14 protein-coding genes are annotated in these 11,769 nt (G+C 70.5%); 9 read left to right on the plus strand and 5 right to left on the minus strand.

The features are described from left to right. The 7 genes from VHA72_RS04445 to VHA72_RS04475 form a co-directional block, all read left to right on the plus strand. Positions 1-250 (plus strand): FAD-dependent oxidoreductase (locus VHA72_RS04445; protein ID WP_325573235.1); only part of this gene is annotated, 250 nt, incomplete at its 5' end. Next, positions 247-447 carry a sulfur carrier protein ThiS gene (thiS, locus tag VHA72_RS04450; protein ID WP_325573236.1) on the plus strand — a complete coding sequence of 67 codons (201 nt, stop codon included), beginning with the start codon at positions 247-249 and terminating at the stop codon, positions 445-447. The genes VHA72_RS04445 and thiS, both read left to right, overlap by 4 nt. After that, positions 440-1,204 carry a thiazole synthase gene (locus VHA72_RS04455; RefSeq protein WP_325573237.1) on the plus strand — a complete coding sequence of 255 codons (765 nt, stop codon included), beginning with the start codon at positions 440-442 and terminating at the stop codon, positions 1,202-1,204. Before thiS ends, VHA72_RS04455 begins: the two co-directional genes overlap by 8 nt. Beyond that, positions 1,201-1,803 carry a thiamine phosphate synthase gene (locus VHA72_RS04460; RefSeq protein WP_325573238.1) on the plus strand — a complete coding sequence of 201 codons (603 nt, stop codon included), beginning with the start codon at positions 1,201-1,203 and terminating at the stop codon, positions 1,801-1,803. Before VHA72_RS04455 ends, VHA72_RS04460 begins: the two co-directional genes overlap by 4 nt. Then, a complete protein-coding gene (thiD, locus tag VHA72_RS04465; RefSeq protein WP_325573239.1) occupies positions 1,800-2,723 on the plus strand; it encodes a bifunctional hydroxymethylpyrimidine kinase/phosphomethylpyrimidine kinase in 924 nt (307 codons plus the stop codon). The genes VHA72_RS04460 and thiD overlap by 4 nt, the downstream gene beginning before the upstream one ends. After that, the gene (thiC, locus tag VHA72_RS04470) at positions 2,720-4,366 is read left to right on the plus strand and encodes a phosphomethylpyrimidine synthase ThiC (protein WP_325573240.1); all 1,647 of its coding nucleotides are present in this window, start codon (positions 2,720-2,722) and stop codon (positions 4,364-4,366) included. The genes thiD and thiC overlap by 4 nt, the downstream gene beginning before the upstream one ends. Positions 4,367-4,371: 5 nt before the next feature. Beyond that, positions 4,372-4,968: a DUF1707 SHOCT-like domain-containing protein gene (locus VHA72_RS04475; RefSeq protein WP_325573241.1), complete on the plus strand. Its 597-nt coding sequence runs from the start codon at positions 4,372-4,374 to the stop codon at positions 4,966-4,968. A gap of 22 nt (positions 4,969-4,990) precedes the next feature. Here VHA72_RS04475 and VHA72_RS04480 read toward each other — a convergent pair whose 3' ends face one another. From VHA72_RS04480 to VHA72_RS04495, 4 genes are read right to left on the minus strand one after another with little or no spacing between them, the layout of a single operon-like run. Next, positions 4,991-6,211 carry an ABC transporter ATP-binding protein gene (locus tag VHA72_RS04480; RefSeq protein ID WP_325573242.1) on the minus strand — a complete coding sequence of 407 codons (1,221 nt, stop codon included), beginning with the start codon at positions 6,209-6,211 and terminating at the stop codon, positions 4,991-4,993. A gap of 3 nt (positions 6,212-6,214) precedes the next feature. Then, a complete protein-coding gene (locus VHA72_RS04485) occupies positions 6,215-7,054 on the minus strand; it encodes a carbohydrate ABC transporter permease (RefSeq protein WP_325573243.1) in 840 nt (279 codons plus the stop codon). Then, on the minus strand, positions 7,054-8,007 hold the full coding sequence (locus tag VHA72_RS04490) for a carbohydrate ABC transporter permease (RefSeq protein WP_325573244.1): 954 nt from the start codon (positions 8,005-8,007) through the stop codon (positions 7,054-7,056). The genes VHA72_RS04485 and VHA72_RS04490 overlap by 1 nt, the downstream gene beginning before the upstream one ends. Continuing rightward, positions 8,004-9,263: an extracellular solute-binding protein gene (locus VHA72_RS04495; protein ID WP_325573245.1), complete on the minus strand. Its 1,260-nt coding sequence runs from the start codon at positions 9,261-9,263 to the stop codon at positions 8,004-8,006. Before VHA72_RS04495 ends, VHA72_RS04490 begins: the two co-directional genes overlap by 4 nt. A 189-nt stretch (positions 9,264-9,452) precedes the next feature. Between VHA72_RS04495 and VHA72_RS04500 the strand changes: the two genes are divergently transcribed. Both VHA72_RS04500 and VHA72_RS04505 read left to right on the plus strand, forming a co-directional pair. Then, positions 9,453-10,535 carry an ABC transporter ATP-binding protein gene (locus VHA72_RS04500; RefSeq protein ID WP_325573246.1) on the plus strand — a complete coding sequence of 361 codons (1,083 nt, stop codon included), beginning with the start codon at positions 9,453-9,455 and terminating at the stop codon, positions 10,533-10,535. Positions 10,536-10,637: 102 nt separating this feature from the next. Next, positions 10,638-11,426, plus strand: coding sequence for an SCO family protein (locus tag VHA72_RS04505; protein ID WP_325573247.1), 789 nt, complete (start codon positions 10,638-10,640; stop codon positions 11,424-11,426). Between the two features lie 9 nt (positions 11,427-11,435). On the opposite strand, the gene VHA72_RS04510 is transcribed toward VHA72_RS04505, so the two are convergent. Further along, positions 11,436-11,769, minus strand: a 334-nt coding sequence (locus tag VHA72_RS04510; RefSeq protein WP_325573248.1) for a MarR family winged helix-turn-helix transcriptional regulator, incomplete at its 5' end; no start/stop codon positions are given.

The following is an 11,769-nucleotide window of genomic DNA, read 5'->3' on the forward strand; positions in this document are numbered from 1 at the left end:
CCGTCGGCTGCTGCCCGCGCTCGGCCGCGCCAGGTTCGTCGAGGCGACCGCGCGGGACCGGCCCGGCACCCGCGACAACCTGCCGCTGGTCGGGCCCGCCGAGACGCCCGGGGTGGTGCTGGCGGCCGGCCACTTCCGGCACGGCGTGCTGCTGGCGCCGCTCACCGCGCGGCTGGTCGCCGACCACCTCGAGACCGGTCGGGTCGAGCCCGGCCTCGATCCCCGTCGCTTCCGGGAAGGAGCAGCATGACGATCATCCTCAACGGCGAGCCGGCCCCGTTCGAGGGCAGCGTGGCCGATCTCGTGGAGCAGCGGTTCGCCGATCGGCGCCTCGGCGGCGTGGCCGTCGCCGTCAACCGCGGTGTGGTGCCGCGCGGGTCGTGGGAGTCCCACCGGCTCGTGGCCGGCGATCGCGTCGAGATCGTCACGGCGGTGCAGGGTGGCTGACCTGGTCATCGGCGGGCGTGTCCTCTCCTCGCGGCTGTTCCTCGGCACTGGTGGGCTGCCGTCGCTGGCGCTGCTGCCCGACGTACTCGCCGCGGCTCGCCCGGGTCTGGTGACGGTCTCGGTACGCCGTACCTCCGCCACCGCGGCCGGCGGGCTGCTCGACATCGTCCGGCGTGCCGGGGTGCCGCTGCTGCCCAACACCGCCGGCTGTCTGTCCGCGCATGAGGCGGTGTTGACCGCGGAGCTGGCCCGCGAGGCGCTGGGCACCGAGTGGGTGAAGCTGGAGGTGATCGGCGACGAGACGTCGCTGCTCCCCGACGCGGTCGAGCTGCTGGAGGCCGCCGCGACGCTCGTACGACGCGGCTTCACGGTGCTGCCCTACACCACCGACGACCCGGTGCTGGCGCGGCGGCTCGCGGACGTCGGCTGTGCCGCGGTGATGCCGCTCGGTGCGCCGATCGGGTCGGGACTGGGCGTGCTCAACCCGCACGCGATCGAGGCCGTGGTGGCGGCGGTCGACGTGCCGGTGGTGCTCGACGCCGGGGTCGGGACCGCCTCCGACGCGGCGCTGGCGATGGAGCTGGGCTGTGCCGCGGTGCTGGCCGCGACCGCGATCACCCGCGCCGAGGACCCGGTGGCGATGGCCGGCGCGCTGCGGCTCGGCGTCGTCGCCGGCGAGGCGGCGCGGGCCGCCGGCCGGATCCCGCGTCGGGCGGTGGCCCGGGCCTCGAGCCCGATGGCGGGGCGGATCGGATGAGGCTCCTGCTGCTCACCGACCGTGCCCAGCTGCGCCTCGGACGCGGCCTGGAGCGCACCCTCCTGGAGTGCCTGGATGCCGGGGCGACCCACGTCGTACTCCGCGAGCTGGACCTGCCCGACACCCGGCGCGCCGCCCTGGCCCGGTCGCTGACGGATGCCGGTGCCACCGTCATCGCCGCTCGCCGGCCGCTGGCCGGTGCGGCTGGGCTGCATCTGCCGACCGGCCCATGTAACACGCTGTTCGGCGCACTAGACGGTCGACGCGTCGACGTGTTACCGACGTGGACAGCGTGTTACATGCGGGGGCGCAGCTGCCACAGCCGGGCCGAGGTGGAGGCCGCGGCGGCGGACGGATGCGACTACGCCACGCTCGGACCGTTCGCCGCGACCGCGTCCAAGCCCGGTTACGGCCCGCCGCTGCCGCCGCAGGAGTACGCCGACCTGCCCCTGCCCACCTATGCGCTCGGCGGGATCGACCCGGGCAACGCCGCGGCGGCGTTGGCGGCGGGTGCCGATGGCATCGCGGTGATGGGCGCGGTGATGCGCGCGGCGTCGCCGGCCTCGGTCGTCCGTGACCTGCTGGCGGTGCTCGGATGACGCCGCCGGTGGTGCTCTCGATCGCCGCGACCGACTCCGGGGGAGGGGCCGGCCTGACCGCGGACCTGGCGACCTTCGCGGCGCTCGGCGTGCACGGCGCGTGCGTGGTCACCGCGCTCACCGCACAGGACACCACCGCGGTGCACGCCGTCCACACCGTGCCGACGGAGGTCGTCGCGGCCCAGCTCGACGCGGTCCTCGGTGATCTGCCGGTGGCGGCGGTGAAGGCCGGCGTGCTCGCCTCGGTCGAGACGGTCCGGCTGGTCGCCGAGCGCTGCGCTCACCTGCCGATCGTGGTCGACCCGGTCCTGCGGGCCACCACCGGTGCCGTGCTCGCGGATGCCGAGGTGACCGCGGCCTACCGCGAGCTCCTGCTGCCGGTCGCCGCCCTCATCACTCCCAACGCCGCCGAGGCGCGGGTGTTGCTCGGCCGTGACGGGCCACCGGAGCGGCTGGCGGCGGAGCTGGCGGATCACGGACCGGCCGTGATCGTCACCGGCGGCGCCCCGGCCGGCGTCGACGGCGCGGACGTCATCCACGGCGCCGACGTCATCCGCGGCGCCGACGTCATCGACGAGGTCGACTGCGTTGACTGGCTCGCTGTGCCCGGCCATGCTCCTCAGCCGCTTCGCCACCCCGTCGTCCCGACGGCGAACGACCACGGCACCGGCTGCACGTTCAGCGCCGCCGTCACCGCGCACCTCCCCGCGGACCTCCCGCACACCGGTCCACCGACGTACTCCGCGGAGCCGCTCGCCACGCGGGCACGCCGCGCGCCGGAGGCACTTGGGTGGATCGCCGTGCGGGCGGCCCGTTTCACCACCGCCCAGCTGGCCCGCAGCAGCACCTGGGAGCTCGGCCGCGGCCGCGGCCCGATCGCCCACATCACAGCCGACACCACCACAGGAGAACACCGATGACAGTCCATCCCGCCCACCAGCGCGTCCTGACCGGCGACCTGAGGGTCCCGGTCACCCGCGTGACGCTGACCAACGGCGAGACCTTCGATCGCTACACCACCGCCGGGCCCGGCTCGCGCCCCGAGGACGGCCTGCCCCGGCTGCGCGCCGGGTGGATCGAGGGTCGCGCCGACACCGCGCCGTACGCCGGACGCGAGACCCAGCTGCTCGACAACGGCCGGTCCGCACTCCGGCGCGGCCAGGCACGCGACGAGTGGCACGGCGAGCGGGGCGCGCCCCGCCGGGGCGGCAACGTCACCCAGATGCACTACGCCCGCCGCGGGATGGTCACCGAGGAGATGCGCTACGTCGCCGCCCGCGAGCGATGCGACGTCGAGCTGGTCCGGAGCGAGGTCGCCGCCGGCCGGGCGATCATCCCGGCCAACGTCAACCACCCCGAGTCCGAGCCGATGATCATCGGACGCCGCTTTCTGGTGAAGATCAACGCCAACATCGGCAACTCGGCCGTCACCTCCTCCATCGCGGAGGAGGTGGACAAGCTCACCCACGCGATCACCTGGGGCGCCGACACCGTGATGGACCTCTCCACCGGCGAGGACATCCACACCACCCGGGAGTGGATCATCCGCAACAGCCCGGTGCCGATCGGCACCGTCCCGATCTACCAGGCTCTGGAGAAGGTGAACGGCGAGGCCGACAAGCTGAGCTGGGAGGTCTTCCGCGACACCGTCGTCGAGCAGTGCGAGCAGGGCGTGGACTACATGACGATCCACGCCGGCGTACTCCTGCGCTACGTCCCGCTCACCGCCGAGCGGGTCACCGGCATCGTCTCCCGCGGCGGCTCGATCATGGCCGGCTGGTGCCTGGCTCACCATGAGGAGAACTTCCTCTACACCCACTTCGACGAGCTCTGCGAGATCTTCCGGCAGTACGACGTCAGCTTCTCCCTCGGCGACGGCCTCCGACCCGGCTGCACCGCCGACGCCAACGACGAGGCCCAGCTGTCCGAGCTGCGCACTCTGGCCGAGCTGACCCGCCGGGCCTGGGAGTACGACGTGCAGGTGATGGTCGAGGGCCCCGGCCACGTGCCGCTGAACCTGGTGCAGGAGAACGTGGACCTCCAGCAGGACTGGTGCCACGGCGCGCCGTTCTACACCCTCGGCCCGCTGGTCACCGACGTGGCGCCCGGCTACGACCACATCACCTCCGCGATCGGCGCGGCCACGATCGCGATGCACGGCACCGCGATGCTCTGCTACGTCACGCCCAAGGAGCATCTCGGCCTACCCGACCGCGACGACGTGAAGACCGGCGTGATCACCTACAAGCTGGCCGCGCACGCCGCCGACGTCGCCAAGGGCCACCCCGGCGCGCGCGAGTGGGACGACGCGCTGAGCAGGGCGCGCTTCGAGTTCCGCTGGCGCGACCAGTTCGCGCTGAGCCTCGACCCGGTCACCGCCGAGGCGTTCCACGACGAAACCCTGCCGGCCGAGAACGCCAAGACCGCGCACTTCTGCTCGATGTGCGGCCCGAAGTTCTGCTCGATGCGGATCAGCCAGGACGTCCGGGAGCGGTTCGCGGAGAAGTCGGCGCAGTTCGTCGAGCTCGGTGGCAGCGTGTACGTCGAGCCCTCACTACGCTGAGGTCCATGGACGACCGCACGCCCGAGCTGCGCATCGGTGACGCCGAGCGCCACGACGTCACCGAGATCCTGCGCCGGGCCGCCGGCGAGGGCCGCATCACCCTCGATGAGCTCGACGAGCGGCTCGAGGCGGCCTACGCCGCCAGGACCTACGCCGACCTGGTGCCGCTGACGGCCGACCTGCCCCTGGCGCAGCGGCCGGCCGCGCCGCCGGCACCGGGGCCGGGCAACCGGGTCGAGACCCAGCCCGGCTCCAGCGAGCGGCACCTGTGCATCCTCTCCGGCCTGGAGCGCAAGGGCGTGTGGACGATGCCCGAGCAGATGACCGTGGTCGCGTTCATGGGTGGCGCCGACCTGGACCTGCGCCAGGCGACGTTCGCCGCCCGGGAGTGCACGCTGGTGATCAACGCGGTGATGGGCGGGGCGAGCATCCGGGTCGGTCCGGGGGTGAACGTGGTGATGGAGGGCACCGCCATCATGGGCGGCTTCTCCGGCCCCGGCCACGACGCCTCGCTGGGCCCGGACGCGCCGACGCTGCGGATCAAGGGGTTCGCCCTGATGGGCGGCGTGGACGTCAACCGCAGGCCGGCCATCGGCCGCTGAGCCGGATCCCGCCGCCGGGGCGCTACGGCGCGGCCGGCGACTCCTGCGCGTCCTGGAGGGCGGGGATCTTGCCGGCGTGCTCCAGGTCGACGGTGAGGTTCTCGGTGGTCGCGGGATCGAAGAGGTGGACCTTGGTGGCGTCGATCCAGATCTCCACGGTGTCGCCCTCGCGGACCCGGCTGGAGCCGTCCAGGGTGATGACCAGCTGGGTGCGGACCACCTCGCCGTCCAGCTCCTTCTCCAGGTCCTCCAGCTGGCTCTGCACCTCGGCGGGTGCGTCGAAGGGCAGGTAGGCGTAGGTCTCGTTGCCGAGCCACTCGACGACGTCGACGGTGGCCGAGAAGGTGTTGGCCGCCGAGACGTCGCGGGCGTGCGGCGCCGAGGACTCCGCGAAGTTCTCCGGCCGGATGCCGGCGATGAGCAGGCCCTTGCCCGCGACTCGCTGGGCCTTCTCGGCGGGGATCTCGATGTCCCCGAAGGGCAGCTTGAGGGTGGTGCCCTCGACGGTCGCCGGCATGAAGTTCATCGGTGGCGAGCCGATGAAGCCGGCCACGAACAGGTTGGCAGGGTTGTCGTAGAGCTCGCGCGGCGTCGCCAGCTGCTGCAGCAGCCCGCGCTTGAGCACCGCCACCCGGTCGCCGAGCGTCATCGCCTCGATCTGGTCGTGGGTGACGTAGACGGTGGTGATCCCCAGCCGCTTCTGCAGCCGGGAGATCTCGGTGCGCATCTGTCCGCGCAGCTTCGCGTCGAGGTTGGACAGCGGCTCGTCGAAGAGGAAGGCGTCGGCGTTGCGCACGATCGCGCGTCCCATCGCGACCCGCTGGCGCTGGCCGCCGGAGAGGTTGGCCGGCTTGCGGTCGAGGTGCTCGGTCAGCTCCAGAGTCGCGGCGGCCTCCTCCACCTGGGCGCGCACCACCTTGTCCTCGACGCCGGCGAGCCGCAACGGGAAGGCGATGTTCTCGAAGACCGTCAGGTGCGGGTAGAGCGCGTAGTTCTGGAAGACCATCGCGAGGTTGCGGTCGCGCGGCGCCAGGTCGTTGACCCGCCGGTCGCCGATGAGCATGTCGCCGGAGGTGATGTCCTCCAGGCCGACGATCATGCGCAGCAGCGTCGACTTCCCGCAGCCGGAGGGTCCGACGAGGATCATGAACTCCCCGTCGGCGACGTCGATGGTGACGTCGTTGACCGCCGGGAAGCCGTCGCCGTACTGCTTGACGATGTGGTTCATGGTGATGGACGCCATGGGTCACCCCTTCACTGCGCCGGAGGTCAGCCCGGCGACGATCTTGCGCTGGAAGAGCAGGACGAGGATGACGATCGGGATCGTGACGATCACCGACGCCGTCGCCAACTGCCCGTACGGCGGGTTGAACGGATCGCTGCCCACGAAGAACGACATCTGGGCCGGCACCGTGCGCGCCGCCGTCGTCGAGGTGAGCGAGATGGCCAGGGCGAACTCGTTCCACGCGAAGAAGAACGTGAGGATCGCGGCGGTGAACACGCCCGGCGCTGCCAGCGGCACGATGACCTTGCGGAACGCCTGCCACGGCGTCGCGCCGTCCACCTGGGCCGCCTGCTCCATCTCCCAGGGGATCTCCCGGAAGAACGCCGAGAGCGTCCAGATCGCGAGCGGGAGCGTGAAGGTCATGTACGGGATGATCAGGCCCGGCCAGGTGTTGAACAGGTGGAACGCGCGCCACATGTCGAACAGCGGGCTGATCAGCGAGACCACCGGGAACATCGCGATCGCCAGCGCCAGCGAGAGCACCAGCCGCTTGCCGCGGAACTCCAGTCGCGCGATCGCGTACGCCGCCAGCGTCGCGAAGATCACCGAGAGCACGGTGGCGATGATCGCGATCGCGAAGGAGTTGCGCAGGGCGTAGAGGAAGTCGTGGTTGGACAGGATGTCCCGGTAGTTCTGCACGGTCCAGGTCTTGGGCAGGAACCGCGGGCTGCCGGAGTTGGTCTCGGCCTGCGACTTGAACGACAGCGACAGGATCCAGGCGACCGGCAGCAGGCACCAGACCAGGATGATGACGAAGCCGACCCAGGTGCCGAAGACGGACTTGCGCGTGGTGCGTGCCATCACGCCTCCCCTCGGGCCCGGGCGAGGTCGACCCGGAAGATCTTGACGATGATGAACGCCAGCAGCAGCACGGTCAGGAACAGCAGCACCGACAGTGCCGAGCCCAGCCCGAGCTGGAACTGCTCGATGACTTGGCGATAGGTGAGGAACGAGGACGACTCGGTGTCCTGCGCGCCCCGGGTCATCACGTAGATGTTGTCGAAGATCCGGAAGGCATCCAGCGCTCGGAACAGGACGGCGACCATGATCGCGGCCCGCATGTTGGGCAGGATCACCTTCCACAGTCGCTGCCACCAGGTGGCGCCGTCGACCTGGGCGGCCTCGATCATGTCCTCGGAGACCTGGGAGAGCCCGGCCAGCAGGAGCAGCGACATGAACGGCGTGGTCTTCCAGATCTCCGAGACCACGATGGCGAACATCGCCGGCCAGTGATGCCCGAACCAGTTGGTGGCGTCGGCGCCGCTGGTGATGCCCGGTAGCCAGGAGAACCAGCTGTCGACGAAGCCGTTGTTGAGGCTGAAGGCGAACTGCCAGGCGAACGCCGAGACCACCGTGATGATGCCGTAGGGGATGAGGATCGCGGTGCGGATGAACCCGCGGGCGAAGATCACCCGGTGCATCACCATCGCGAAGGCGAAGCCGATGACCAGCTCGACGACCACGCTGACGAGCATGATCACGATGGTGTTGAAGGTGTCCTTCCAAAACAGCGAGTCGCTCAGGATGGTGCCGTAGTTGTCCAGGCCCACGAAGCCGCGGTCGTCGGGCGTGGTGAGCCGGTAGCGGAAGAGCGAGAGATAGAGCGCCTGGATCATCGGCCAGGCCGTCACGACCAGCATGATGACGACGGCGGGAGCCACCAGCTTGAGGCCGAGCCGGTTCTCGGCGACGGCGCGGTCGGTCGCCGCGGGACGCGCCCGCCGGGCTCCGGCCGTTGCGACGGTGGTGCTCACAGCAGGCTCCTTCCGTGCAGGACGTCATCGATGAAGCTCGCCGACTTCGCCGGGGTGCCGGAGTTGACCGAGGCCGGTGGATGCCAGGTCGACTGGATGGCGCCGGAGATGTCGCTCCAGTACGGCGTCTCCGGCCGCGGCCCGGCGTCGTTCACGCTCTCCTGGAACAGCGCGAGCAGGTCGGCGGGGTAGGCCTTGGTCAGTGCGGGATAGGCGTAGCCGGCCGGGCTGGCGGGCATGTTGCCCTCGGCGACGGCGTACTTGCCCTGGCTGGTGGGGGAGGTGAGGCACTTGACCGCCGCCATGTCCAGGTCGATGTGCTTGGAGTACTTGCTGACTCCGATCCCGATGCCGCCGTACGGCGGCCGGGAGGGCGTGCCCGCGACGGTCTCGGGGAAGCGGGCGTAGCCGAGGTCGTCCTTCATGGCGTCGTGGTGGGCGCTGTAGATGTAGGTCCAGTTGGTGAGGAAGCCACCGTTGGACGCCGCGAACGCCGCCTCCGACTGCCCCTCTTGGGCGATGGAGAGGTCGGGCGGCGCCGCAGAGCTGTGGGCCAGCTTCGCGATCACCGCGGCCGCCTCGCGGCCCGCGGTGGAGTCCAGGTCGACCTTGGCGTCGTCGCCCTTGCCAAGATCGCTGACGATGTCACCGCCGGCGCCCTCGACCAGGGCGTTGATCCACACCACGTAGCCCTCGTACTTGTTGGCCTGCACGCCGACCTTGGTGTGGGTCTTGACCGCCGCGTCGATGATCTGGTCCCAGGTGACCGGCTTGCTCATGTCCAGCCCGGCCTTCTGTGCGACCGACTTCTTGTACCAAAGCACCTGGGTGTTGGACCAGAACGGCGCCACCGCCAGCTTGCCGTCCCAGCTCGAGGCCGCCACCGCCCCCTTGAACGACTGCTGCTTCAGGGTCGCCTGCAGCGCGGCCGGGATGGTGGCGAGGTAGCCGGCGTTGGCGAGCTCCGCCGTGTACGCCGGGTCGAGGCTCATCAGGTCGATCGAGTCGTCGTGGGCGTTGAGCCGGCGGGCCAGCTGGACGCGCTGTTGGGTCGCGTCCTGCGGCAGGATCTGGGTGGTGATCTTGTACTGCGGCGTACTGCAGTCCTTGGCCAGCGCCGCCTGACCGCCGTTGTCGGGATTGGTGTACCAGATGATCTCGGCCCGGCCACTGGAGGAGCCGCACGCGGCCAGCGTCGTCGTCGCCAGCGCCGCGGCGGCGCAGGCGGCGAGCCCCCTCCCTCGCGCTCGCGTCATCGCGCCGCCCTTCGTCGATCGACAGTGATCTACGTCACTTGGTCTAACGCATGTGTTGCTCTTTGTCCACGGTCGGCGATCTTCATGCGCCTGCGGATGCCGTACAGTGACACGCGCCACACATCGGTGCGGCGTCTCTTCACTACGGATCGTCCGGCACGTACCTGCCGGTGAAGGAGCAAACTCAACATGGCATCTGTGACCTTCCAGAAGGCTCAGCGCTGGTACCCCGGGGCCGACAGCCCCGCCGTTCCCGGCATCGACCTGGAGATCAAGGACGGCGAGTTCATGGTGCTCGTCGGCCCCTCCGGCTGCGGCAAGTCGACCACCCTGCGCATGCTCGCCGGGCTCGAGGAGGTGACCGCGGGCAAGATCCTGATCGGCGACCGCGACGTCACCACCATGCCGCCCAAGGACCGCGACATCGCGATGGTCTTCCAGAACTACGCGCTCTACCCGCACATGAGCGTCGCCGAGAACATGGCGTTCTCGCTGAAGATGGCCAAGGTCGACAAGGCGGAGCAGAAGCGCCGCGTCGACGAGGCCGCCCGCATCCTCGGGCTGACCGAGTACCTCGAGCGCAAGCCGAAGGCCCTCTCGGGAGGCCAGCGCCAGCGCGTGGCGATGGGTCGCGCGATCGTGCGCCAGCCGCAGGTGTTCTGCATGGACGAGCCGCTGTCGAACCTCGATGCCAAGATGCGCGTCCAGACCCGCACCGACATCGCCAAGCTGCAGGCCGACCTCGGCGTCACCACTGTCTACGTCACCCACGACCAGGTCGAGGCGATGACGATGGGCGATCGGGTCGCGGTGATGAACAAGGGCGAGATCCAGCAGGTCGACACGCCGCTCAACCTCTACTCCCGACCGGTCAACCTGTTCGTGGCCGGCTTCATCGGCTCCCCGCAGATGAACCTGATCGAGGCCAAGGCCGCCGATGGCGACGCCAAGATCGGTGACTACCTGGTGCCGGTCGACCCCGCCGCGGCCAAGAAGATGAGCGGCAACATCACCGTCGGCGTCCGGCCGGAGGCCTGGCGCCTGGTCGGCCCGAGCGAGGGTGGCCTGCCGATCTCCGTGACGGTCGTCGAGGAGCTCGGCTCGGACTCGTTCGTCTACGGCTCCTGCGACGTCGAGGGCACCCCCTCGACCGTCATCGTCCGCGTGGGCGCCAAGGACAAGGTCAGCAAGGGTGACGTCATCCACGTCACCACCGACCCGTCCGACGTGCACGTCTTCGACACCGAGAGCGGGCTGCGCCTCTCGGAGTGACACCTGGTGACACCTGGTGACACCCGCAGTACGCCGGCCGGCGCCGTCCTCCTCCGGAGACGGCGCCGGCCACATTTCGGGGCCGGGGTAGCCTGCCCAGACGTGCCCCGCCTGCGTCGTTCGGCCCCCGTCGCCCTGCTCCTCCTGCTTCCGCTGCTGCTCTCCGGATGCGGCAGCAGCGCCGGTGCGACCGGCGGTGGACAGCGCCCCTCGGCACCGCCGCAGACGGTGGGCACCCGGCTGACGCAGCCGGTACCGGCCGACCTGCTCAGCCTGCCACTGACCGACAGCACCGGCGCCGTACGCCATCTGTCCGACTTCGCCGGCAAGGTGGTGGTGATCTCCGACTCGATGACGCTGTGCCAGGAGACCTGCCCGATCGACACCGCCACGCTGGTGCAGACCGCGCGACAGGTGGACGCCGACACCACGGCGGCCAAGGACGTCGTCTTCATCACACTGACCGTCGATCCGCAGCGGGACACACCCGCGCAGCTGCGCGCCTACCAGCGGCAGTACGGCGGCGGTGCGCTGCCGAACTGGCTGCTCCTGACCGGCAAACCCGCCGACGTGCACGCCATCTGGAAGTTCTTCGGCGTGTTCTGGAAGAAGGTGCCCCAGGACGAGAGGGTGCGCAACTGGCGCACCGGCAAGCTGCTGACCTACGACATCCAGCACTCCGACGAGCTGTTCTTCCTCGACACCCGGCAGCGGGAGCGCTACATCCTCGACGGGATGCCGACCGCGCCGGCCGGCACGCCGATCCCGGGGAAGATCAAGACGTTCCTCAGCGACGAGGGCCGCAAGAACCTGCACAAGAACGGCGTCTGGACCGCCGACCAGGCCGTCGCCGGGATCGCCTGGCTGCTGGGCCGGCCGGTCTCGGGCTAGTCGGACTGGTCACAGGCCGAGGATGAGCAGGTCCTCGACGCTGGCCTCGCCGGCGGCATCGTTGAAGAGCGTCAGCCCGCGGATCACCGCTGTCCGCTGCTGTGGGCTCAGGCCGGCCAGGATCTCGCGGATCTCGCGTCGGCGCCCGTCGGTGACTTCGTCGACCAGGCGCTGACCGGCCTCGGTGAGGCTGACCAGCACCTCGCGCCGGCTGTGTGGGTTCTCGGTGCGGGCGATCCAGCCGCCGCTCACCATCCGGTCCAGCGTGCGGCTGAACGTCGAGGGCACCGCGCCCATCCGCTGGGCGAGCGTCCCGACCCGCATCGGGCCATGGGAGGCGACC

Origin of the sequence: Nocardioides sp. (assembly GCF_035547795.1) — a bacterium.
Lineage (GTDB): Bacteria > Actinomycetota > Actinomycetes > Propionibacteriales > Nocardioidaceae > Nocardioides.

Bases quoted from the DNA above. Each gene is read 5' to 3' on its own strand.
- VHA72_RS04485 (WP_325573243.1), bottom strand. From the start codon at position 7,054: ATGGCACGCACCACGCGCAAGTCCGTCTTCGGCACCTGGGTCGGCTTC.
- VHA72_RS04460 (WP_325573238.1), top strand. From the start codon at position 1,201: ATGAGGCTCCTGCTGCTCACCGACCGTGCCCAGCTGCGCCTCGGACGC.
- VHA72_RS04500 (WP_325573246.1), top strand. From the start codon at position 9,453: ATGGCATCTGTGACCTTCCAGAAGGCTCAGCGCTGGTACCCCGGGGCC.
- VHA72_RS04480 (WP_325573242.1), bottom strand. From the start codon at position 6,211: ATGGCGTCCATCACCATGAACCACATCGTCAAGCAGTACGGCGACGGC.
- thiS (WP_325573236.1), top strand. From the start codon at position 247: ATGACGATCATCCTCAACGGCGAGCCGGCCCCGTTCGAGGGCAGCGTG.
- thiD (WP_325573239.1), top strand. From the start codon at position 1,800: ATGACGCCGCCGGTGGTGCTCTCGATCGCCGCGACCGACTCCGGGGGA.
- VHA72_RS04475 (WP_325573241.1), top strand. From the start codon at position 4,372: ATGGACGACCGCACGCCCGAGCTGCGCATCGGTGACGCCGAGCGCCAC.
- VHA72_RS04495 (WP_325573245.1), bottom strand. From the start codon at position 9,263: ATGACGCGAGCGCGAGGGAGGGGGCTCGCCGCCTGCGCCGCCGCGGCG.
- thiC (WP_325573240.1), top strand. From the start codon at position 2,720: ATGACAGTCCATCCCGCCCACCAGCGCGTCCTGACCGGCGACCTGAGG.